Here is a 22620-nt window from a genome sequence, read left to right as displayed (position 1 = left end):
AGGCTTGTGGCGGTGCAGCAAACTCGTTTCAGACGTTACGAACGGCGACTTTCAAAGCGCGATCGACCAGCGCAGCCTGGTGCGGCAGCACCGAGACGATATCGAGCCCGCCCTCCGCATTGCGCCGCCCGACGAGCACGACGAACTCCGCATCGCCCGGCACGTCGACATCGAGCGTCGCGATCGGATCGCGGTCGCGCAGCGCGCCTGCCGGATCGCTTTCGCCCCCCTGCGCCTTGCCGCCGCCGCGCAGGCTGCGCTCGGCCTGGACGACGCCCTTCAGCCCGCCCGGATAGCTTTCGACATAGCGGGCCAGGCCGCCCATCGCGACGCCTTCGCGGCGGCCATGGGTCAGCGCGGCGGCGAACTCGGTCAGCCGCGTCTTGTCATAGTCGGCGCCGAAGACGAGCTTGACCACCGGCGTCATCGGCGCGCGCGCCTGCGCGGTCAGCCCGACATCCTCGAGCAGCTCGGCATAATCCTCGGGATGCTCGTCGGCGACCAGAGCGAAATCATAGGCTCGCCCGAGCGCTTCGTAGAGCGCCGAACGGCTGCGGCCGTCGGCGGCGTTGGCCACCGCGGCGGTCTCGCGCGCGACATGGAGCCAATCGGCGAGCGACGCATCGGCGTCGGGCGTCGCGGGCGCCTCGATCTCCTCCTCCGCCTCGAAAGCGGCCGGCGCGGAAAGGCTTGGCGCCGGCGGCTCGTTCGAACCCAATGCGCTCGGCCCGTCGGCGAACACCGGCAGCGAGGCCGAGGCGTGCGGCACGCTGCCGACCGCGTCGGCCATGGCGCGATCGAGCTGCGCCTGCTCCTCCGGCGTCACCATCTCCTTCCAGTTGATCACGCCGTAGATGAAATCGATCGTGTCGTCGTCTGAGGAGAACGGCATCAGGATGCCGCGATACATGGTGTTGTAGCCGCGCAGGCCGGTGAACTCGGCCTCGAAGCCGATCGGGGCGTGGTTGGCGATGATCTGCAGATAATGGTCGGTCAGGCGCGACAGCAGCGATCGGCTCGGCACGTCGGCGATGCAGTCGACGCTCGCGTCCAGCCCGCATTCGCGGCGCAGCGCCCCGCCCAGATAGGCGATGCCGGGATTCTCGATCCCGGCGGTGAAGTCGAGCAGCACGCTGTTCGGGCCGAAATCGGCGAGATCGGCGGGTTCGAGATCCTCGATCGACGGATAGGCGCGGCCGCGCAAGAGCGAGACCCAGTAATTATACGCGCGCACATGCATGCGGCGTTCGTCGGTGCCGATCGCGGGCGGCGCTTCGGGCGCTGCGTCATAGGCATCTTCCGCCATCCAGCTTTCTTCCTGTCCCCGCATCATGTCCATCTTCGGCCCCCGCTCGGGAAACCTCCCGAAATACGGGCGACTTATGCGGCCGCCACGGTAAATGAAGCGTAAACCAAATTCGCCCCGGCCCGGCGCGCGGCACGCTTGTCAGCTTGTCCAACCGCTGGTAAGCGCGCGGGCCAAGCCGCCTTAGCTCAGTTGGTAGAGCATCGCATTCGTAATGCGGGGGTCACAGGTTCGAGTCCTGTAGGCGGCACCAGATGCGGTCATGCCTCGACCTGGCCGGCCCGCTCCGCCATTGCCCGGAAAATATCCGCGGACGGCTTCACCGTCCGGCTCTGGTCCTTGCGATCGACGCCGACCAGGCCGAAGCGCTGGCGATAGCCGAGCATCCATTCGAAATTGTCGAGAAGCGACCAGTAGAAATAGCCGCGAACGTCGGCCCCCCGCATCATGGCCTGCTTCACGCCGGCGACCGCGGTTTCGATGAACCGCGCGCGGCGGCCGTCGTCGTCGCCGACATAGCCGTTCTCAGTGACGACCATGGGCGTGCGCCAGCGGCTGGCGATCCATTCGCACACCGCGCCCACCGCTTCGGGACGGTCCTCCCAGCCCATGGTGGTGGCGACCGCGCCGCCGGCGAGGCCCACGCTGCCGTCGGCGCGGCTCATCATGCGCGAATAGGTCTGCACGCCGACGAAATCATCCTCCCGCGCGGCATCGAGGAACGGGGCGTAGAAGCGCTCGCGCCGCGCGTCGCGGTGCGCCTCGCCGCCCGGCTCGGCATCCTCCTCGGAGATCGCGAGCGTCATGCCGACGGGCAGGCCCGGCCGGATCGCGCGGATCGCGTCGCGCGCCGCGCGGTGCGCCGCCAGCCCGTTGCCGAGGATCGCCTCGTCCCCGGCGAACAGGAAGAAGGCCGATAGCGGGGCGCCCAGCGCCCGCTCGGCGGCGGCGCGCTGCTCTTCGCTCGCGCGCGCGTTGAAATAGGGCGCCGCGAGCACCGGCAGGTTGAGCTCGTTGATCGTGCAGACCAGCGCGATCCCATCCAGGGCGCGTGCCACGCGCGCGGCCTGCTCGGCAAAGCGCTGCGGGAAATCGGCGGCGGCGAAACCGCCCGCGCGCGCGAGCCAGCGCGGCTGGGTGAAATGGTGCAGCGTGATCACCGGCGCGATACCGCGCGTCAGGCAGGCCTCCACGCAGCGCCGGTAATGATCGAGCACGGCCTGCGACACATGGCCGCGTTCGGGCTCCACCCGCGCCCATTCGACCGAGAAGCGATAGGCGCCGAGGCCCAGATCCGCGACGATCCGCACATCCTGATCGAAGCGATGATATTGGTCGGCAGCGTCGCCCGACGGCTCTACGAACAGCGACGGCGCGGCATGTTCGAGCGCCCAGCAGTCCGAATTGACGTTGTTGCCCTCGACCTGGTGCGCGGCGGTCGCCGCGCCCCACAGAAAGCGATCGGGCAGGCGCATCGTCATTTCTTCGCGGCGGCGAAGGGCGGCCGCTCGGGCACGCCGAACGCCTTGCGCGCGGCGGCGAGCCGGGCCTTCATCGCCGCGAGGACCCCGGGCTGCTCGGCGGCGTAGCTGTAGCGCTCGCCGGGATCGCGTTCGAGATCGTAGAGGAAATAGGCGCCAAACTGGTCGAGCGGCACGTCGAGCCCACGATAATAGGCCTGCACCACCAGCCGCCAGCGCCCCTTGCGGATCGCCGCGATCTGGCTGTTGTTGAAGAAATAGATCGCGTCGTGCGGGCTCGCCGCGCCCTCGGCGAGCACCGGCCAGACGTTCCGGCCATCGATCGGCCGGTCATCGGGCAGCTGCCCATCCGACAGCGCCGCGATGGTGGGCATGACGTCGAGCAGGCTCACCGGCGCGTCGGACACTCTGCCCCTGGGCAGCCGGCCCGGCGCCCAGGCGATGAACGGCACGCGGTAGCCGCCCTGCCAGCTGCTGCCCTTGTTGCCCCGGCTCCGCCCGCTCGAACCTTCGAACCAGGGGCCGTTGTCGCTGGTGAAGATCACCAGCGTGTTCTCCGCCGCGCCGCTTTCGCGCAGGGCATCGAGCAGGCGGCCCATGTTCCAGTCGAGCTCCTCGACGACGTCGCCATAGACGCCCGCGCGCGACCTTCCCTCGAACGGCCTGGTCCGGAACAGCGGCACATGCGGCATGCTATGCGCGAGATAGATGAGGAACGGCCGCCGGTCCGCGCTCTTGACGATCTCGATCGCGCGATCGGTGTAGCGGCGGGTCAGCGTCGCCTGGTCGACCGGCTCCTCGACCGCGCGCTCCCCCTCGTAAAGCGCGAGGGGGAGCATGTCGTTGCTGTAGCGAAGCCCGAAGAAGCTGTCGAAGCCGTGGCGCAGTGGATGGTGCTGCGGCTGATGCCCCAGATGCCACTTGCCGATCAGCGCGGTGCGATAGCCGTGCGCCTTGAGCATCTCGGCGAAGGTCACCTCGCCCGCGGGCAGCCCATGCGCGTCTTTGGGATGGATGACGTTCTCGGCGAGGCCCGAACGGATCGCATGGCGCCCCGTCAGCAGCGCCGCGCGCGACGGCGTGCAGACATTGGCGGCGGCATAGGCGCTGGTCAGCCGCACGCCCTCCGCCGCCATCCGGTCGAGCGCGGGCGTCTTGATCAGCGTCGCGCCGTTCGCGCCGACATCGCCGTAGCCGAGATCGTCGGCGAGGACGATGACGATGTTGGGGGGGCGATCGGCCTGGCCGGCGGAGGCCGGCGTCGTCGCCAGGCCCGTCAGCGCCAGCGTCATCAGCAGCTTGAGCGACCGGCGGCCCCTCATGCCCCCAGGTCGCGATTGGTGAAGTTGAAGATATAGGCGCGGCGCGGGCGATCGGCGGTGCGGTTGCCCGGGGTGAAATGCGGCGTGCCGTAATTGTGGACGGTCGCGCCGCCGGCCTTGAGCGGGCAGGCGACCGCCTGGTCGAGATCGAGCACGGCTTCCGCATCGCGGATCGCCAGCAGCCGCTGGCTGTAATCGGCGTCGCCGCCGGCGATATAATGTTCGAGCAGCGGCTGGCGGTGCTGGCCGGCGATAAAGTGCATGCAGCCATTCGCCTCGTCGACATCGTCGAGCGCGAGCCAGAACTGGACATATTGGTCGGAGGGAATGTCGGTTCCCGCCGGCGTGAAGGGCATCTCCTTGTAGGAGAAGTCCTGATGCCACGGCGTGGTCGCGAGCTGGCCGGGCTCCTTGTAGATCAGCATGTCGAACACGGGCTTGGGATCGTCGACGCCGAGCAGCTGGCGGGCGATCCCGCGACCGGCGTCCAGCGCCGCATTGTCGCGAAAGACCGGATGATAGGTCGAGGGAATCATGATCTGCCGCGTCGTCATCCCCAACGGGTTGTCGGTCGGGCTGACGTCGATCTCGCCGCTCAGCATCGCGTCGTAGACGCCCGCGATCTCGGCCACGGTCGCGTCGTCCGCCAGCCGCGGAAAGCAGAGGAAGCCGTCTCGCCTGAACCGTTCGGTATCGACCTTCATTGCATCCTCGCCGCGATCGTTGCGCCGCCCCGCCCTCGGCGGTGCGCTGGAGGTGATATTAGATCGGGCACGTTGACAAAAGCAAAAATTAGGTCGAATCTGACGATATAAACATAATTACGATATATTTCTGGAGGGGTGGGATGACTATGCGGTCAGTTCACGGGCGGCTGATGGGGTTTGCCGCGCTTTCGGTCATGGCGGCAGGCGCGATGGCCGCGCCGGCGCGGGCGCAGGAGGTTTCGCAGCCCGATCCCGAAGCCCAGGCCGGACCAGCCCAGGCGCCGGAGCCGGGCGCGATCATCGTCACCGCGCAGAAGCGCGCCGAGCTGCTGCAGGACGTGCCGATCTCGATCGACGTGGTCGGCGGCGACACGCTCGACGACCTCAAGCTCAACTCCGCGACCGACCTGCAATATGTCGTGCCCGGGCTGGCTTCGCCGGCGCAATCGGGACCACGCAACTTCGGCTTCTTCATCCGCGGCGTCGGCACCAACACCTTTTCCTCCGAGACGATCGAACCGAGCACGGCCTATGTCGTCGACGGCGTCGTCATGGGGCAAAGCGGCGCCACGCTGGTCGACCTGCCCGATATCGAGCGGATCGAGGTGCTGCGCGGGCCGCAATCGACGCTGTTCGGCAAGAACGCCAGCGCCGGCGTGATCAACATCGTGACGCGGCGGCCGTCGGAGACGCTGAGCTTTCGCGCCGGGGTGAGCGTCGGCTGGCCCAATGACGACATCCACGCCTATGGCTATGTCTCGGGTCCGCTCGACGAAACCCTGCGCTTCTCCCTGTCCGGCAGGCGCAGCGTGCGGCAGGGGTACATCACCAACATCCCTGATGGCCGCCGTTTCAACGACCGCAACGAATACGGCTTCCGCGGCAAGCTGGAATGGGAGCCGTCAAATGGGCTGCGCGCGACGCTGATCGGCGATTACTGGAAGAGCGACGCCAATTGCTGCATCTGGACGATCGAGCGGTTCGGCCCGGCGGGAGCGCCCAACACCGTTCCGCCGCTCATCTATTACGAACCGTTCGCGATCGCACTTCTGGGCACGCAGTTCCCCGGCCGGGGAAACCAGAACCAGACGATCAACGGCGACGTGTTCGCCAACGTCAAGAGCTATGGCGCGTCGCTCCAGCTCGATCTGGACGTGGGCGATCATACGCTGACCTCGATCAGCGCCTGGCGCGGCTTCGAGACGGTCGACGGTCTCGATTCGGATTCCGCGCCGGTCGATTTCCTCGACGTCAATTTCGGCGATCACGATCAGGACCAGATTTCGCAGGAGCTCCGCATCGCCTCGCCGACGGGGGGATTCATCGATTACGTCGCCGGCGTCTATTATTTCCGCCAGAGGGTGGATTCCTTCACCCGTCAGCTGTTTCCGGTGCTCGCGCCGATCCTGCCCTTCTTCAGCCGTGAAGTGTTCGTCGACGTGACGACCCGCAACATGGCGGTGTTCGGGCAGGCCAACCTCAACCTGACCGATCAGCTGACGCTGACGCTCGGCGGCCGCGTGCTCGACGAGGAGCAGACGGTATCGAAGAACCGGCTCGACGTCTTCAGCCAGGCGCGGGACAGCGCCAGCGTCAGCGGCAGCGACACCGCGTTCACCTGGCGCGGCGCCATCGAGTATAACTTCACGCCCGACATCATGGCGTTCGCCTCGATCACCCGCGGCTACAAGGGCGGCGGCTTCGACAGCAACATCGCCATCCAGGCGCTGCTGCCGGTGGGGCCGGAGAAGCCGACCAGCTATGAAGCGGGTCTGCGCACCGCCTTCCCGGCCGCCGGGCTGACGTTCAACATCACCGGCTTCTACGCCGATATCGACGGTTACCAGACCGCCGCCCGCGATCCGGTGTCGCTGACCTTCCCGCTGACCAACGGCGACGCCAGGACGCAAGGGTTCGAGGCGGAGGCGACCTGGCGGCCGAGCCGGGCGATCGACCTCACCTTCACCGGGGGCGTCGCCTATACCGACGCCGAATGGAAGGATTTCGCCAATGCGCCGTGCGCCGGCGGCCAGACCGCCGCCGAAGGATGCGTCGGCGGCGTCCAGGACCTGACCGGCGAGCCGCTGCCGTTCGCGCCGGAATGGGCGTTCAACCTCGGCGCCGACTTCAATCAACCGATCGGCAACGGCCTGAAACTGGGCAGCACGGTCAACTACAACCATCGCTCGCGCCAGGTGATCGGCTTCCCCAACGCCCCCGACGCGATCGAGCCCGGCTATGGCCTGCTGGGCGGCGCGGTCAGCCTGGGCGACGCGGAGGACCGGTGGAAGGTCTCGGTGTTCGGCAAGAACCTGACCGACGAGAATTTCCGCACCTTCGCGTTCAACGTCTCCAACGGCACGCTGGCCCAGTACCGCGTCTATGAATCGCGCCGGATCATCGGCGTCGCGCTCGACCTTGCCTTCTGAGCCGGCGAACACGGGCGACGGCGGCGCGCGGGCGCCGCGGCTGCTCGCGGGCGTCAGCTTCCTGACGCCGGCCGAGCTGCCCGACTGGTCGGCCGGCCCGCGAGGCGAACGCGCGGAGATCTATGCGGCGCTCAAGGCGGCCGGATATGAGGCGATCCAGACGCTGGAGCCGCAGGCGGCGATCGATGCGGGGCTGATCCCCACGGGGCTGATGCGCATCTTCCGCGACGTCGACCAGATGCGCGAGCAGGCGACGAGGTGGCGCGATGCGGGGTGCGACTGCTCGACGGTGCAGCTCGGCGACGGCTTCGAGGATGATGACGAGATGGCGCGGCTCGCCGAGGCCATGCTCGAAACGTCGCAGGCGCTCGACCACCCGATCTATCTCGAGACCCACCGCGCGACGATGACGCAGGACATCAAGCGCACGCTCGATCTGGTCGAACGCCTGCCAGAGCTTCGCTTCAACGGCGATTTCGGCCATTGGTATATCGGGCACGAGCTGACCTATGGCGACATGGACATGAAGTTCGACAGGATGCGCCCCGTGTTCGAGCGCACGCGCTTCATGCACCTGCGCGTCTCCTCCAACGCCTTCGGGCAGCTGACCGCGAGCGACCCCGCCGAGGCGCGGCACCTCGACTATTACAAGCGCATGTGGACGGCGAGCTTCGCAGGCTTCCTGCGGGGTGCGGAGCCGGGCGACTATTTCGCGGTCCATCCCGAATTGCTGCCCGCGCGCGCCTTCTATCCCAAGATGGTGCCCGGCCCCGACGGCGAGCCGCGCGAGGAAAGCGACCGCTGGACCGAATCCGCCTTCCTGATCGAGGTTGCGCGCGATTGCTTCGCGCAAGCCGAAGCGGCCGTCGCCGGGCGGGCCGGCTGATGCGCCGGCTGGCCCTTGCCCTACTGATGCTGATGACCGCCCCGCTGCACGCCCGCTCGATCGAAGGCCGTCCCGTCGCCGTCGCCGCCCCCGCCGGAACGCTGGAAGGACGCGCCGGCGATGGGGTCGAGGGCTTTGTCGGCATTCCCTATGCCGCCCCGCCGGTCGGGCCGCTGCGCTGGCGGCCACCCGAACCCGCGCCGCGCTGGCAGGGGGTTCGCGTCGCCGCCGCCTTCGGCAATGATTGCCCGCAGGTGCGCTTCCCGGGCGACGCGACGCCATCGACCCAGCCGATGGACGAGGATTGCCTGACGCTCAACCTGTGGCGGCCCGAAGGGGCCGCTGCCGGATCGCCGGGAGAAGGCGGCGCCCCGCGCCCCCGTCTCCCGGTCATGGTGTGGATCCACGGCGGCAGCTTCGTCGCCGGATCGAGCAATTCGCCGGTGCTGGACGGCGCCGCTCTGGCCAGGCGCGGCGTGCTGCTGGTCAGCTTCAACTACCGGCTCGGCCGCTTCGGCTTCTTCGCGCATCCGGCGCTGACCAGGGAGGCGGGCGGCAGGCCGCATGCGAACTTCGCGTTCCTCGACATGATCGCCGCGCTCCAATGGGTGAAGGCCAACGCCGCGGCGTTCGGCGGCGATCCGGCGAACGTGACGATCTTCGGCGAATCGGCGGGCGGATCGGCGGTCAACTTCCTCGTCGCCTCGCCGATGGCGGAGGGGCTGTTCGACAAGGCGATCGTCATGTCCGGCGCCAATCGCGAGCGTTTCGCGCGGATCGACGTCGACCGGCCCGGCCGCACGTCCGCCCAGTTCGCCGGGGTCGGCTTCGCCGCCAAGGCCGGGCTGCAGCAGCCCGACGCCGCCGCTCTGCGCGCGCTCCCCGCTGACAAGGTGCAGGGCGGGCTGGCGATGTGGGATCTGCAGGGCGAGATCTTCGCCGGGCCGGTGATCGACGGCCACAGCGTCGTCGCCGATCCGATCGAGCGCTTTTCGAGCGTCGCGGTGCCGAGGATCCCCTACATCATCGGATCGACCAGCGCCGAGCTCAGCGAGGAATCCTATGCGCCGGTGATGATGGACCTGGTCCGCGCGCGATCGAGCAATGCGGCGATGGCGCTGCTCGAACGCGCCTATGGCGATCCGCCCGGCTTCGGGCTGATCGACGACTTCATGTTCACCGAAGCGGCGCGCGGCTACGCCCGGATCATGGCGGGGCACGGCGCGCCGGCCTGGCGCTACATCTTCGACCATGTCGCCGAGGCCGACCGCGCCGGGCGCAAGGGCGCGGCGCACGCCTCCGAGCTCGCCTATCTGTTCGGCAACCTGCCCGACAGCGCGGGGCCCAGCGACCGCGAGACCGCGCGGCTGATGGGCGATTACTTCACCAACTTCGCCGCGACGGGCGACCCCAACGGCGCCGGGTTGCCGGCATGGCCGCGCCAGGCCGTGGGCGATCCGCTGCTGCGCTTCGGCGCGACGGGCGCGGAGGCGGGCAGCGACGCGAGCCAGGCGCGGCTCGATGCGGTCGAGCAGGCGGCCACGATGCGCAGGGCGGGAGAATAAGGCATGGCCGAGCACAAGCTCAGCACCGCGAAGAAGATCGGCTTCACCCTCGGGGACTATGCCAGCAACCTCTACTGGCAGAGCATGTCGATCTTCCTCATGTTCTTCTATACCGACGCGGTCGGGCTGTCGGCGGCGACGGCGGGGCTGATCTACATGATCGCCTCGATCGTCGATGCGCTCGCCGATCCGGTGATGGGGAGCATCGCCGACCGGACGCGAACCAGGCGCGGCCGCTACCGGCCCTACATCCTCTTCGGCTGCGTGCCGCTCGCGCTGTCGTTCGTCCTGCTCTATTGGCGGCCGCCGATCGAAGGGCTGTGGCTGACGCTGTGGATGATGCTGAGCCACATCATCTTCCGCTTCGCCTATACAGCGGTCACCATCCCCTACACCTCGCTCAACGCGCGGCTGACCAGCAGCTCTGACGAGCGCTCGACCATCGCGGGCTACCGGATGATATTCGGCGTGCTGGCGGCGAGCACCGTTTCCCTGTGCACCTTGCCCCTGGTGACCCGCTTCGGCGGCGCGGTGAACAGCGCCGAGGGCTTCACCTGGGCCGCAGTCGCGTTCGCGGTGGTCGCCACCGCGATCTATCCGCTCGTCTACTATATCGTCCGCGAGCCCGAAGAGCCGGAGACCGAGGAGCCCAAGCTCGGCTTCGCCGGTCACTGGCGCGCGATCGCCCCCAACCGGGCCTTCTGGGTGCTGATCCTGTGCACCTGCGTCGCGTTCATCGGCGCGGTCGCGGTCGGCGACGCGATGATCTACTATTTCCGATATTATCTGAACGATGCGGCCGCGGTCGGCGACGCCTACGCCGCGATGTCGATCGTCGGCCTGGTCGCGATCCCCGCCTGGGTGTGGGTCACCAAGTTCATCGGCAAGCGCAACGTGTGGTTCGCGGCCAGCCTTTGGGGCCTCGCCTGCCTGGCGTTCTTCGCCTTGGTCGACATCCGTTCGACCGGGGCGATGACGGCCTGGCTGACCGTGCAGAGCGTCGGCGCGCTGGGGCTGTCCTTCACCTTCTGGTCGATGCTCCCCGACACGATCGAATATGGCGAGTGGCGGACGGGCGTCCGCACCGAATCCTTCATCTTCGGCCTGTTCCAGTTCTTCCTGAAGGTCGCGCTGGGCGTCGGCACCGGATTGTTCGGCGTGCTGTTCGACTGGGTCGGCTATCGGGCGAACGTCGCCCAGTCGCCGGAGACGCTCGCCGGGCTGAAATGGATCATCGTCGTCTTGCCCGCGATCGGCACCGCATTGGGCGCTCTCTTCATGCTGCTCTACCCGCTGCGCAAGGGCACCCATGAAAGCATCGTCGAACAGCTCGCGGCGCGCCAGCGCGCTGAACCGGACATGCTCAACCCAAGCCCGGCAAGCTAAAATAGATCGAAAAACTTCTTTTAATGCAGAAATAGATATATTATCATTGCATGAAAGGAGATCGCGATGACGGTCGACGAACGCCGCGCGGCATGGAACGAGAAGGGTTTCTTCGTGATTCGCGGCCTGATCTCTCCCGCCGAGGCGAAGGCGGTCGAGGATGAGGTGATCGCGCGTATCCGCGCCAATCCGCCCGAGCGGCATCCGGGCGAGACGCTGTACCAGGCCGGTCCGGACTATGCGATCTTCCCCGAAAAGGAGCCAAGCCCGAGCGCGGTCAATCCCGAGGACCGCATCGCCAAGGTGTTCAACTGCCATGCCGAGGGCATGACGCGCAGGATCGCGGAATGCGACGCCGTCGCCGATGTGGTCGCGGACCTGCTCGGCCCCGATCTCGACTGCTTCCAGAGCCAGTTCATCTTCAAGAACCCGGGCGTGATCGGCCAGCCCTGGCATCAGGACAGCTATTATTTCCGCTTCGATCGCCAGCCGCAGGTCGGGGTGTGGCTGGCACTCAGCCGCGCGACGCTCGAAAACGGCTGCCTGTGGGTGCTGCCCGGATCGCACCGGGGGCCGATCCACGAGCATGTGCCCGACAGGCGGCCGGCGGCCAACCGCGCCTATACCGAGATCGTCAGCGAGGACGACAGCGCGCGCGAGCCGGCGCTGATGGAGCCCGGCGATGTGCTCTTCTTCCACAGCTACCTGATGCACATGTCGACCGACAATGTCGCCGACGAGCGGCGCGCGGCGATGGTCTATCACTATGCCCGCGCCGGCACGCGACCGATCGGCGCCGACGTCGCGGCGCAGCTCGCCCCCGTCAACCGCTGGATCCCCGTCCGGCGCAGCCAAGCCGAGGCCGCATGACCGCCCCCGCCTATCGCATCCATCCCGAAAACCGCGCCTTCGCCTGGCAGGAGGGCGCGCCCGACCGGCTGCGCCGCGTCACCCCCGAGCAGAAGCGCCAGTTCGACGAAGCCGGTTTCTTCGTGCTGGAGGACGCCTTCACCCAGGCCGAGCTCGACGCGGTCGAGGCGGCGATCGATCCGCTGGAGCGCGAGCATGAGCGGCTGCTGCGCGCCAGCGAGGGCGAGAACGACATCTCTTCGGCCGACGCGATCACCTTCACCGGGCACATCGTCAAGAAATCGAACGTGCTGCGCGCGTTCGCCGGGCACCCCGCCATCGCCGATGTCTGCCACGATCTGATCGGCGACGATGTCCGGCTCTATTGGGACCAGTCGGTCTACAAGAAATCGGGCAAGCCGCAGGAATTCCCGTGGCACCAGGACAATGGCTATACCTTCGTCGAGCCCCAGCAATATCTGACCTTCTGGATCCCGCTGGTCGATGTCGATGTCGAGAATGGCTGCCCCTGGATCGCGCCGGGCATGCACAAGCTCGGCACGCTCGAACATTGGGTGACGCCGATCGGCCTCAAATGCCTGGAGGACGTGCCCGAGGCGGTGCCGGCGGCGGCGAAGCGCGGCGACGTGATCGTCTTCTCCTCGCTCGCGCCGCATCGCACCGGCCCCAATCTGAAGGCGGGAACGGTGCGCAAGGCGTACATCCTGCAATATGCGCCCGACGGCGCCGAGGCGATCAAGGGCGGCCAGCGCATCCCGCAGGACGATCCCGAGCGCCAGTTTCGCATCCTCGAGGGAGGCCGGCAGCCGTGAACGCCGGGGAACTGGCCGGCTATGCGGCGGCGTTCCGCCGCGACGGCTTCGTCCATGTGCCCGGCGTGCTGAGCGCCGAGGAGCTGGCGCGGTACGGGGAGGCGGTGGACGAGGCGGTCGCCTCGCGCAAGGCGGGCGACACCCGCAGGCTCGACGAGAAGTCGCCCTACGAGCAGAGCTTCATGCAGTGCCAGTATATCTGGGAGGATTTCCCGGCGGTCCGCCCCCTCACCTTCCACCCGAAGATCGGCGAGCTAACCGCCGCGCTGCTCGGCGCGAACAAGGTGCGGCTGTGGCACGATCAGGCGCTCTACAAGGAAGCGGGCGGGCGCGAGACCGAGGCGCATCAGGACCAGCCCTATTGGCCGATCGCCGAAGCCGACACCGCGACCGTGTGGATTCCCTTCGCCGCGACCAGCGATGAAACCGGCTGCATGGGCTATGTTCCCGGATCGCACAAGGGCGAGGCCGAGTTCATCGACATCTTCGGCACGCCCGGCGACGGCAAGCGGCTCGAAGAACGCTACGCCGACACCCCGCCGGTGTTCGTCCATTGCGAGCCCGGCGACGTGATCTTCCACCACGGCTTCACCACGCACATGGCCAAGGCCAACCGCTCGGACCGCACGCGGCGGGTCTACACCGCGATCTATTTCGCCGACGGCTCGCACCGCGGGGGAGAGCGGCCACATCCATCGGTCGACCGCGACGGCATCGCCATCGGCGATGTGATCGACGGCGGCGCGACGCCGGTGGTGTGGCCGCTCGAGGGCGGCAGGATGCCCGAGCCCGAGCCCTGGCCCGAGATGGGGATGGAATGGCGCGAGCGCGCCGAGCGGCTGGGGATCATCCCCAGGCGGGCTGGTTGAGTTGACGCTCACCGCTCATCCTGAGGAGCCGCTGAGCGAAGTCGAAGCGGCGTCTCGAAGGATCCTTCGAGGCGGGCCTTCGCCACGCTCGGTCCCTCCCCAGGACGAGCGGCCAGGAAATATCGGTTAATCGCATGCCCAGCATGCTCTCTCGCGTCCGTCGGCACGGACCGCTGTTCCTCGACGCGCATGGCGGACAGGTGATGTTGCGCGGGGTCAATCTGGGCGGCGACAGCAAGGTGCCGTATCCGCACGGCGGCACGCAGTTCCCGGGCGATTTCGCCGACCATCGCGACGTCTCCTTCATCGGGCGTCCCTTCCCGATCGAAGAGGCTGACGAGCATCTCGGCCGCATCGCCCATTGGGGCTTCAACACACTGCGGCTGCTGACCACCTGGGAAGCGGTCGAGCATGCCGGGCCGGGCATCTACGATGCCGCCTATCTCGATTATTTCGCCGAAGTGGCGCGCAAGGCGGGCGAGCACGGCCTCTACCTGTTCGTCGATTTCCATCAGGACGTGTGGAGCCGCATGTCCGGCGGCGACGGCGCGCCGGGCTGGACCTTCGAGGCGGTCGGGCTCGACTTCACCCGGTTCGACGCCGCCGACGCCGCGCATGTGATGCAGGCGCGCTACGATTACGCCAGCGGCGAGCGCCGCCAGGCCGCCTATCCGCAGATGAGCTGGGGCTCCAACTACCGCCTGCCCGCCAACGGCGTCATGTGGACGCTGTTCTGGGCGGGGCGGCGGGTGACGCCGAACTTCGCCATCGGCGGCGAGAACGTGCAGGATTTCCTGCAGGGCCATTATCTCGGCGCGGTGGACCAGGTCGCCCGGCGGCTGGCGGACATGCCGCATGTGCTCGGCTTCGACACGCTCAACGAGCCCAGCCTCGGCTGGGTCGGCCAGCCGATCGCCTATCGCCATCTCGCGCCCTCGGCCGAGAACCCGGAGCGGCCGCGGATCGGCCCCGCGCTCGCGCCGCTCGACGCGATGGCGATGGCGCGCGGAATGACCGTGACGGTGCCGCTCCTCACCCGCGACGCCTCGGGCGCGGCGGTGCCGACCGGCACCCGCACCTTCAACGCGAACCAAGTCTCGATCTGGCGCGAGGGCGCCGAATGCCCGTTCGAGGCGGCGGGGCTGTACCGCATCGACGACGGCCGGGCCGTCGCCGCCGGCAGCGACACGCTCGCCGCGATCGATCCGACCGAGGACGTCTATCGCCCTTTCTATCATAAGGTCGCCGACACCATCCGACGGCATCAGCCCGATTGGTCGCTGTTCGCCGAGATGGACGTCTTCGCGCATGTCGCCGGGCGTCGCTTTCCCGCCGATCTGCCCGATCGCACGGTCAACGCCAGCCACTGGTACGATATGGGCATGCTCTATCTGAAGCGCTTCGACCCGGCGGATCATCGCGACGCGGCCACCGGCGCCGCCGAACGCGGGCTGGAGGCGATCGGCGCGCGCTACCGGCGTCAGCTCGACAGCTTCGCCGAGGAGAGCGCGACCTTCGCCGATGGGGGGGCGCCCACGCTGATCGGCGAGTTCGGCATCCCCTACGATCTGTCCGAGGGCGAGCCCTATGACGCCTGGGCGCGGGGCGAACGCGATGTCTGGGGGCAGCATGAGGCGGCGCTGTCGCTGATGTACGACGCGATGGACGCGCTCGGGCTGCATTCGACGCAGTGGAACTACACCGCGTCCAACCGCAACGACCTGCGCATCGGCGACGGCTGGAACCAGGAGGACCTGTCGATCTTCTCGCGCGACCAGCAGGACGATCCGGCCGACGCGAACGCGGGCGGGCGGGCGATCGCGGGCTTCAGCCGCCCCTATGTGCGGCGCGCGCAGGGGCGGCTGGGCGCGGTGCGCTTCGACCGCGGGACCGGCGTCTTCCGGGCGGAATGGCGCGCCGACGCGGACATCGGCGGCGCGACCGACCTGTATGTGCCGGCGCACGCATATCCCGATGGCTTCGTCGTGCGCTTCGAAGGGGTTCCCGCCGATCTCGATCCGCGACCGGACGCCCAGCGCGTGCAGGTTCGGGCGCACGCCTCGGGGCCGGCCTGGATGGAAATAGCGCCGGCCAGGTAACCACATCGTCGCCCCTGCGCAGGCAGGGGCCTCTGGGTTTGTGGCACATCCGACGTCGCTCATGCCGACTGAGGCCCCTGCCTGCGCAGGGGCGACGAGCAGTATTAACGCGCCATGCTCCTGCCCGGCTTCCGCCGCACAATTTTCGTCTCGCCGCGCTTGAGCTTGTCTACGATCGTGTCGCGCATCGGCTGGTTGGCGGCGAAATACTCGTCGATCAGCGCGATCGTGCGGCGCTTGTCGCGCGCGACCAAGGCATCGACGATTGCGCGGTGTTCTGCATGCAGATCGCTACCGGCATCGTGCTTGGGATCGGCGAACAGGTTCACATAGCGCTCCAGCCGGAAACCGATATCCCCCAGCATCTGCATCATCAGCGGCGAGTTGCAGCCGGAGAGCAGCTGGCTGTGGAACTCCCAATAGGCGCGCTGCCAGCGCTCGCGCGCTTCGGGATCGCCCGCCGGCGCCACCACCTGCGCCTTGGACGAACGGTGCAGCTGCACCACCACGCGCTCCTCCCACCCCTCGTCGCCCAGATCCATCGCCATCTCGATCGCCAGCTTGTAGAGCCGCTGATAGACCGCGAGCACATCGTCGTAGTCGGCCAGCGAAACCGGCGCGACGCGGTAGCCCTTCTGATGCTCGTGAACGACGAGGCCGCTCTCGGACATCAGCAGGATCGCCTCGCGCACCGGGCTGTGGCCGACGCCGTAGAACTGGACGAGATGCTCCACCTTCAGCCGCGCCCAAGGCTCGAACACGCCGCGCACGATGTCGCGCCGCAGCCAGAACGCCGCCGCCTTGGACGGGTTCTGCGCCGGATCGAACGGGCCCGAAACATCGGGCTCGGCGAAGGTGGAGATGGAGGGAATGCTGTTTTTCACGGAAGTTTCGGCTGCTGTGGAACGCCGGACCCTAATCCAGACCGAGGTGATGCGGAAGGCCGGTATGTCGGCATATCCGCGAACGAACCTGCCGCCGCCTGTCGGCGACGACTCGATCAAGACCGTCCATTCCGCGTCGGATTCTCTCGTCGGCCGCGCGCCGGCCGGTTAGGTGTTCCGCATGGACGGACTTGACCGCACGATCCGGCGTCAGGCGATCACGCTGACGATCGGTCTCTGGGTGGCGAATGCCGGGCTCTTCATGCTGCCGGCGCTGCTCTCCGATTTTCCCATGCCGGCGCCCATGATCGTCGGGATCGTGACGACGGTGGCGCTCGGCATCCCGATCTCGGCGATCGTCTTCCGCGCGGCATGGCGGCTGCGCGACGCCGTTCCGTGGCGGCGCTACGGCGCGACTTTGCTGGTCGCCCAGGCCATGGCCGCTCTCATTGCCCTGATAGACGCTTTCAAGGGCGCCTGGCTGATGCACTGGTTCGATCCCGCTTTCGGCGTGGAGGATCCGGGTTTCCGCGCGATCGCCAACTTCGCCGGCTGGGCGCCGCTGTTCGCGCTGATCGCCGCGATGTACCTGATCCTGATCCACAATGCGCAGCTGTCGGCGCGCGCGCGCGAGCTCGCCGACGCGCGCGAGGCGGCGAGCGGCGCCGCGCTCGCCGCGGCCGAAGCCGAAAGCGCGGCAACCGCCGCGCGGCTGGAAACCCTGCGCTATCAGCTCAACCCGCACTTCCTGTTCAACACATTGAACGCCATCTCGTCGGCGGTGGTGACGGGCCGCGCCGACGTCGCCGAGGCGATGCTCGGCAAGCTGTCCGATTTCCTGCGCGGCACGCTGACCGCGCCGAAGAACGGCATGGTGACGATCGAGGACGAGCTGCAGACGCTGTCGGACTATCTGGAGATCGAGGCCGCGCGCCTGGGCGAGCGGCTGCGGGTCGAGATGCACTGCCCGCCGCATCTGCGCGAGGTGCCGCTGCCCGGCTTCCTCCTCCAGCCGCTGGTCGAGAACGCGATCAAGCACGGGGTCGGCGCGACCAGCCGCACGGTATCGGTGCGCATCGATGTGGCCGAAGCGGAAGACGCCGTGCGGCTGTGCATCGCCGACGATGCCGGCGCCGCGCCCGCAGATGCGGACAAGGCGGGAACCGGCGTCGGCCTGGCCAATGTCCGCGCCCGGCTGGCGGCGATCTATGGCGACGCCGCTCAGCTCGATGCGGGGCATCGCGACGGCGGCTTCGTCGCCTGCGTCACCGTGCCGCGCGAAACGCTTCGCGGCTGAAGGGATGGCGATGCGCGTCCTCCTGGTCGATGACGAACCGCCGGCGCTGGACCGGCTCGCGGCCTTCTTCGCCAGCATCCCGGGCACCGAGGTGGTCGGCACCGCCGCCAACGGAGTCGAGGCGCAGGCCGCGATCGAGCGGCTGCAGCCCGACCTCGTGATGCTCGACATCCAGATGCCGGAGATGAGCGGCCTTGCCCTGGCCGGCACGCTTCCGATCGACATACGTCCCGAGATCGTTTTCGTCACCGCATTCGAGCATTTCGCGCCCGACGCGTTCGAGGTGGAAGCGGCGGATTATCTGTTGAAGCCGGTCAGGCTCGATCGCCTCCGCCAGGCGGTCGAACGGGCGAAGCGGCGCCAGGCGGGGCGGCGTGCGATGCAAACGGCCGGCGCCGCGCCGCTGCGATCGGACTATGACGATGCGATCTGGGTGCCGGCGCGCGGCGGCCAGACGCGCGTGCCCGTCGCGTCGATCGACTGGATCGAGGCCGCCGGCGACTATGCGATGCTGCACACGCCGCTTCGCAGCTACCTCTACCGCTCGACCATGTCGGCGCTCGAAAAGCGGATCGATCCGGCGGAGTTGATGCGGGTGCATCGCTCCGCCTTCGTCCGCCTGGCGCGCGTGGTGGAAACCCGGCGAATGGACAAATGGCTGCTGACGCTGGTGCTGGGCGACGGCGCGGAGATCGCGGTCGGCCCCAACTATGCCAAGGCGGTGGGAGACGCGCTTCAGGCATAGAACGTCCTTCGCCCCTGCGCAGGCAGGGGCCTCAGGCGGCATATGCCACGTTGGAAGTGCCAGGAACCCAGCGGCCCCTGCCTTCAGCCGCAGGCTGAAGTTTATCCTGAGCGCCTGCCTTGCAGGCAGTCGAAGGGCAGGGGCGACGGAGACGAACAGATTTTCGCCTCAACAGGCCAGATTCCAGCCCGGGCAGCCCCGTCCGCGCGATCAGCGTCGGGCCAGCGCGGTCGCCCGCGCCATCGCCTCATCGGCGGGTGCGGGGATGTCCGGCGTCACGCCGACGCCTTCCCAGCCGCTCCCGACCGCCGGCCGCATCCGCCCGATCGGCATGATGACCACCAGCTCGCTTTCCAGATCCATCCCGGCGCTCGGATTGCCGCCGCCCGGGGTGCGCTCGCCGATGACGGTCGCGCGGGCGTGCGCCTGCAGTTCGTAGGCGAAGGCCTCGGCGGCGGAGAAGCTGCGCGCGGAGACCAGGACATAGACGGGTTTCGCCGCAAAGGCCGGCTGCGCGGGCTGGTCGGTCGCGCGCCGTTCCAGCCGCGGCGCGACGTGCGTGCAGGCGTCCAGCCGATCGGCGGGCGGCGGCGCGCACTCGCGCCATTCGATCGCGGTGATCGCCGTCTCGCGCGCGAAGAAATGGCCGAGCAGCCGCCTGAAGCTGACCTCCCCGCCGCCGCCATTATCGCGCAGATCGACGATCAGCGCCCGCGCCGGCGCGAGCTTCGCCATCGCCGCATCCACCGCCGCCCGGGAATCCGGATGATTGCTGAACCCGCGCAGCGTCAGGCGGCCGATTCCGTCGCCGTCGATCGCCGCGTGCGCGATGCCGAAATTCGCCTCTTCGCGGTCGGCCTCCGGCGGCTGCGGGCCCTTGCGGAAGACCGACAGATGCTTGTCGCCCGAGGCGTCAAGCAGCACGCCGTTCAACGCTTTGACGAAAGCCGCTTCATCGCCGATGGCGAGCAGGCGGGTGCGATCCGCCTGAAGCGCCGCGACGATCGCCGGCTTTTTCGACGGATCGACATAATGGTCGATCCGCCTGATCAGCACGTCGTAGGAATTGATTCTCGCCGCCTGCGGGAGCGGCGGCGCGATCTGCGCGGCGGCTGGCATGGCCGTCAGCAGCGCGGCGGTGACGATGGCGATACGCATGGGCTGTCTCCCCCTCAACCGCGCGAGAAGGTCCAGCGGCTCGGCCCACTCGCCAAGCGGAGGACGCCGCCCTGGACAGTCACGTCGTAGCTTTCGCGCGCCGCGGCGATCGCGGCCGAGCCGCTGCGGCCGCAGCTGCTGCTCCAGCGCTCGGTCCCGCCGGAGACGGCGAAGACCATCTTGCCGGCAAGCGCCTGCACCTTGCCTTCCTTGACCTCGGTCGACGTGCGCACGCAATCGTCGCGCTCGGCATGGCGCTTGACGATCGTCCATTTGAAGCGCCCGTCGGCCTCGATCGCCAGCGTCATCGATCGGGCGACATCCATCATCGTCGGCTCGGTGACGATGGTCGTGCGCGTCATCGATCCATAGCCCACCGACCCGCCGAGATTGGTGCCGTAGCCGACGCCGACATTGGGCTGCAGCTTGATCCTGGGCGCCAGCACCAGCTCCTTGCCGCTGCTCGCCTGGGTCCAGCGGCCGGCGAGGCCCGGCGTGGTCTGCGCCTGCGCGGCGACGGCCAGCGCGGCGACGCCGAGCACGGGCAGAATGGACGGAAACAACATCATCGTTATCCTTTCTCTGTTGGTCAGAACTGGAAGCCGCCCAGACCCGCGAAATCGGCGCGTTTGGCGCCTTCGGTCACGGTCACCCGGCCGGGCGATGCGCCCGCGTCGGGATGGAAGCTGAACTTGACGCGCAGCTCGCCGCCGGGTTCGATCGCAGGCGTCGACGCGAAATGGACGCGGCCCTCCGGAGTCGCGCGCAGCACCTGACCGTTCACCTTGCCGGCGCCGTCCGAATCCTCGAGCCGGACCATCAACGCCCCTGAGGTGACATAGAGCGGCGACTGGGTGACGTTGCGCAGCGTCAGGAACACGTCGATCCGCTCGGCGTCGCGGGCGGCGACGACGCGGTCCAGCCGCACGTCGTACTTCATCAGCGGCTGGAAGCCGAAGGACGGTGCCGGCGTCGGCGCAGGGGCGGGCGCAGGCGCGGGGCTCGGCGCAGGTGCGGGAGCCGGCTGTGGAACCGGCACGGGCGCCGGAGATGGCTGCGGCGGCGGGGCGGGCTCGGGTGCCGGCGCCGGTGCCGGTGCCGGCTGTGGTTCCGGTTGCGGCGCCGGCTCGGGTTGAGGTTCCGGCTGCGGTTCGGGCTGGGGCTCGGGTGCCGGCTCGGGCTCGGGCGCCGCGATGCCGCGCCGGCCGTTGATCGCGATCTCATGCCACATGCCGTTGCGATGCTCGCGCAGCGTGCCGACGAAACGTTCGGTCTCGCCCATCCAATCGAGCTGCGCAGTGCCGCCGAAACGGCGATCCGCGACATCGAGCTTCCAGGACGCCTTGAGCGTGCGGGGATCGACGCCCTCGCGCATCGCGCCGCGCAGCACGAACAGCCGGTCGCCCTGGCCATCCTTGTGCCTGAGGCGTCCGATCAGCTGGCCATTGCCGTTCTCGATCGACATCGGCCCAAGGTCGGTGGTCCAGTCGCCGATCCAGCGCGAGCCGCCATAGAGGTTCCAAGGCTTGCGCACCGCGCTCCAATGCGTGCGTCCGCGGATGCCCTCGCCGCTGTGGCTGAGCTCGATCGTCTCGCCGTCGGCGGAGACGGTCACGGTGACCCGCCCGACCGGATTGTCGGGGTAAAGGCCCGGCATCGGCGCGATCTCGGCCGATATGCCGCCCGGCGTCGCCGATACCTGCAGGCGGAACGCGTAATCCTCGTTCTTGACCGTGATCCCCGTCAGATTCTCGCGGACGGTGGGGGCGATCTGCACGTCGCCGAACGGCGACTCCCACGATCCGACGATGCGATCGAGGTCGGCCAGGTAGCGATGGGTCGCCGCCTCGCTCGAATCGAGCACCGCCGGCCTGCCCTGCTCGGCGTGCGCGGGCGCGGCAAGGATGGGCGGCGCGGCAAGCGCGAGGGCGGCCGCCAGCGCGGCGCCCGCGCGCAGCTGAATGATGGGCCGCATCAGAAGACGCCGACCCAGCTGTCGCTGCCGGCATATTCATTGGCCTTGCCCCAGCAGATCAGGCCGGGCCGTTCGGCGCTCTTGCCGGCCTTTTCGAGGCGATAGCGAAGTTTGCGGCAGCGAAAGCCGTTTACCGTCTCTTCGCCGGCGATCGTCAGCGATCCGGCGAAGCCGTTCGCGGACCAGCGGTGGACATGGCCGATGGGAAACCGCGAAAGCCGCTTCTCGTCGCCGCCATATTTGCCGGAAAACTCGTCCCGCGGCCAATCGGGCCAGCCCGAATAGGCATGGCCGCCCTCGCACCCAAAGCACACGACCTTCCCGAACTCGTCATAGGCTTCCTTCGCCGCCTGCCACTCGGGCGGGATCGGCATCCGGCTCGGATATTTGGCGTCGGCCGCCGCCATCTCGCGCCGTGCGCGTTCGGTGGCGCTGATCGGCGCCGCGCGCGCCGCTCCTTCGTCACCGCTAGCTTCGCTGGACCCTTCCGTGACGGTCGCACTATCGGCGCAAGCGGCACGGGCTAGACCGCGCTCCGCCGCCGCCCTGGCCGATCCCGTCAGATCGGATTTGAGATCGCCGTCGCCGCGAAGCGTGCCCGCGATCGATCCCTCCAGCCCGCTGCTGCGAACCGCCGAGAACAGTCCGCCGAGCCCACGCTTCTTCTTGGGCTTGGCGGCGACCGCGCACGCATCGTCCTCGGCATGCGCGGGAACCGCGGACCAGGTCATCATGATCGCCGCGCCGATGGCAGCCGCGGTCGTTTGTCGTATGCGTTTCATGTCTTCGTCCTCCCGAAACGATTTCGGGAATGACGAGCGGGCGCAGC

Annotated in this window: 19 protein-coding genes and 1 tRNA gene; 11 read left to right on the top strand and 9 right to left on the bottom strand. The window is 68.4% G+C overall.

Translation table 11 applies throughout. The features are described 5' to 3' along the window. Window positions 1–28: 28 nt before the first annotated feature. Window positions 29–1333: a PAS domain-containing protein gene (locus tag D1610_RS01575; protein ID WP_342768284.1), complete on the bottom strand. Its 1305-nt coding sequence runs from the start codon at window positions 1331–1333 to the stop codon at window positions 29–31. A 150-nt stretch (window positions 1334–1483) separates the two neighbouring features. Between D1610_RS01575 and D1610_RS01570 the strand changes: the two genes are divergently transcribed. Further along, a tRNA-Thr gene (locus D1610_RS01570) sits at window positions 1484–1559 on the top strand. A gap of 7 nt (window positions 1560–1566) precedes the next feature. Here the strand turns inward: D1610_RS01570 and D1610_RS01565 are convergent. The 3 genes from D1610_RS01565 to D1610_RS01555 are packed head-to-tail and all read right to left on the bottom strand — an operon-like array spanning window position 1567 to window position 4813. Continuing rightward, window positions 1567–2787, bottom strand: a complete 1221-nt coding sequence (locus D1610_RS01565) for a glycoside hydrolase family 1 protein (protein ID WP_222926907.1) — start codon at window positions 2785–2787, stop codon at window positions 1567–1569. Beyond that, a complete protein-coding gene (locus D1610_RS01560) occupies window positions 2784–4109 on the bottom strand; it encodes a sulfatase family protein (protein ID WP_118862369.1) in 1326 nt (441 codons plus the stop codon). Before D1610_RS01560 ends, D1610_RS01565 begins: the two co-directional genes overlap by 4 nt. Then, window positions 4106–4813: a phytanoyl-CoA dioxygenase family protein gene (locus D1610_RS01555; RefSeq protein ID WP_118862368.1), complete on the bottom strand. Its 708-nt coding sequence runs from the start codon at window positions 4811–4813 to the stop codon at window positions 4106–4108. The genes D1610_RS01560 and D1610_RS01555 overlap by 4 nt, the downstream gene beginning before the upstream one ends. A gap of 143 nt (window positions 4814–4956) precedes the next feature. Between D1610_RS01555 and D1610_RS01550 the strand changes: the two genes are divergently transcribed. The 8 genes from D1610_RS01550 to D1610_RS01515 all read left to right on the top strand — a co-directional run bounded on the left by D1610_RS01550 (window position 4957) and on the right by D1610_RS01515 (window position 15732). Next, window positions 4957–7245: a TonB-dependent receptor gene (locus D1610_RS01550; protein ID WP_118862367.1), complete on the top strand. Its 2289-nt coding sequence runs from the start codon at window positions 4957–4959 to the stop codon at window positions 7243–7245. After that, complete coding sequence (locus tag D1610_RS01545) at window positions 7235–8131, top strand: hypothetical protein (RefSeq protein ID WP_147414244.1); 897 nt, start codon at window positions 7235–7237, stop codon at window positions 8129–8131. Before D1610_RS01550 ends, D1610_RS01545 begins: the two co-directional genes overlap by 11 nt. A 26-nt stretch (window positions 8132–8157) precedes the next feature. Beyond that, a complete protein-coding gene (locus tag D1610_RS01540) occupies window positions 8158–9696 on the top strand; it encodes a carboxylesterase/lipase family protein (RefSeq protein WP_222926906.1) in 1539 nt (512 codons plus the stop codon). Window positions 9697–9699: 3 nt separating this feature from the next. Continuing rightward, the gene (locus D1610_RS01535; RefSeq protein ID WP_118862364.1) at window positions 9700–11082 is read left to right on the top strand and encodes an MFS transporter; all 1383 of its coding nucleotides are present in this window, start codon (window positions 9700–9702) and stop codon (window positions 11080–11082) included. Window positions 11083–11148: 66 nt separating this feature from the next. Further along, complete coding sequence (locus tag D1610_RS01530; protein WP_118862363.1) at window positions 11149–11952, top strand: phytanoyl-CoA dioxygenase family protein; 804 nt, start codon at window positions 11149–11151, stop codon at window positions 11950–11952. Then, window positions 11949–12764 (top strand): phytanoyl-CoA dioxygenase family protein, encoded by an 816-nt coding sequence (locus D1610_RS01525; RefSeq protein ID WP_118862362.1) that lies wholly within the window; start codon window positions 11949–11951, stop codon window positions 12762–12764. Before D1610_RS01530 ends, D1610_RS01525 begins: the two co-directional genes overlap by 4 nt. After that, a complete protein-coding gene (locus D1610_RS01520) occupies window positions 12761–13633 on the top strand; it encodes a phytanoyl-CoA dioxygenase family protein (protein ID WP_182466664.1) in 873 nt (290 codons plus the stop codon). Before D1610_RS01525 ends, D1610_RS01520 begins: the two co-directional genes overlap by 4 nt. A 134-nt stretch (window positions 13634–13767) precedes the next feature. Further along, complete coding sequence (locus D1610_RS01515; protein WP_118862360.1) at window positions 13768–15732, top strand: glycoside hydrolase family 5 protein; 1965 nt, start codon at window positions 13768–13770, stop codon at window positions 15730–15732. 104 nt (window positions 15733–15836) lie between these two features. Here the strand turns inward: D1610_RS01515 and D1610_RS01510 are convergent, their stop codons facing one another. Continuing rightward, on the bottom strand, window positions 15837–16616 hold the full coding sequence (locus D1610_RS01510; protein WP_182466663.1) for a GntR family transcriptional regulator: 780 nt from the start codon (window positions 16614–16616) through the stop codon (window positions 15837–15839). Between the two features lie 181 nt (window positions 16617–16797). On the opposite strand from D1610_RS01510, the gene D1610_RS01505 reads away from it, so the two are divergent. Next, a complete protein-coding gene (locus D1610_RS01505; RefSeq protein ID WP_118862358.1) occupies window positions 16798–17913 on the top strand; it encodes a sensor histidine kinase in 1116 nt (371 codons plus the stop codon). Between the two features lie 10 nt (window positions 17914–17923). Next, window positions 17924–18658 carry a LytR/AlgR family response regulator transcription factor gene (locus D1610_RS01500; RefSeq protein ID WP_118862927.1) on the top strand — a complete coding sequence of 245 codons (735 nt, stop codon included), beginning with the start codon at window positions 17924–17926 and terminating at the stop codon, window positions 18656–18658. 210 nt (window positions 18659–18868) lie between these two features. Here D1610_RS01500 and D1610_RS01495 read toward each other — a convergent pair whose 3' ends face one another. The 4 genes from D1610_RS01495 to D1610_RS01485 are packed head-to-tail and all read right to left on the bottom strand — an operon-like array spanning window position 18869 to window position 22573. Then, window positions 18869–19816 carry a S41 family peptidase gene (locus D1610_RS01495; protein WP_182466662.1) on the bottom strand — a complete coding sequence of 316 codons (948 nt, stop codon included), beginning with the start codon at window positions 19814–19816 and terminating at the stop codon, window positions 18869–18871. Window positions 19817–19830: 14 nt separating this feature from the next. After that, the gene (locus D1610_RS16945; protein ID WP_222926905.1) at window positions 19831–20385 is read right to left on the bottom strand and encodes a hypothetical protein; all 555 of its coding nucleotides are present in this window, start codon (window positions 20383–20385) and stop codon (window positions 19831–19833) included. Window positions 20386–20405: 20 nt separating this feature from the next. Then, window positions 20406–21791, bottom strand: a complete 1386-nt coding sequence (locus D1610_RS16940) for a hypothetical protein (protein WP_182466660.1) — start codon at window positions 21789–21791, stop codon at window positions 20406–20408. Then, entirely contained in the window at window positions 21791–22573 is a 783-nt protein-coding gene (locus D1610_RS01485; RefSeq protein WP_118862356.1) for a hypothetical protein, read from the bottom strand. Before D1610_RS01485 ends, D1610_RS16940 begins: the two co-directional genes overlap by 1 nt. Window positions 22574–22620 lie beyond the last annotated feature (47 nt).

Origin of the sequence: Sphingomonas gilva, from assembly GCF_003515075.1 — a bacterium.
Classification (GTDB): domain Bacteria; phylum Pseudomonadota; class Alphaproteobacteria; order Sphingomonadales; family Sphingomonadaceae; genus Sphingomonas; species Sphingomonas gilva.
This window is presented reverse-complemented; position numbering and strand designations above follow the sequence as displayed.